The organism is Corynebacterium sp. HMSC069E04 (genome assembly GCF_001813175.1).
In the GTDB taxonomy this organism is placed as follows: Bacteria; Actinomycetota; Actinomycetes; order Mycobacteriales; family Mycobacteriaceae; genus Corynebacterium; species Corynebacterium aurimucosum.
Genome location: NZ_KV811691.1, coordinates 22249 through 22787, shown reverse-complemented (window position 1 = coordinate 22787; position 539 = coordinate 22249).

Sequence of the window (539 nt, the reverse complement as noted above, 5' to 3'; positions counted from 1 at the left end):
CCTAGGAACAAAACTCGGGGCACTTCACCCTTGCTTATTAGGGATCCCTCTCCAAAAGTCGCGGAGCCATTCGAAGCGGGCAGGCGAAGCAGAACTTGTGCTTTGGGTGACCTCTTTTTCCTGTTCGGTATGCTTCTCTATAGAGGGATCCCTATCTAGTGCATCTTGTTCTTTCGGAGAAGCGTCTTTTGGCGTGCTTTCTTCGCTAGGTGTATTTTTGCCATAACTCATTCATAAAGAATATGCCTAATGTCGGGGTTTAGCACGCGTTGTCGTTGGTCGAAGGATAAGGGGTCATCAAACTGCTTTCCGGTGAAATAAAGCCACCAGCTACGGTGGTGCTCCACACCTACCAGGCCTGCGATATTGAGGATGCACCGACCTTTATTGAAGGCTTCGGCTGGCGGGCTGAGCCCATGCCACATGACAAGGTGCGAGATTTAACCGGTGAGGTCGCCGAAGCCGACGGCTACCAACCCGGCCTGATTATGCGCAAACTTGTCGAAGGCCGCGACGGTACCTGCCGGGTCGGCGGATGC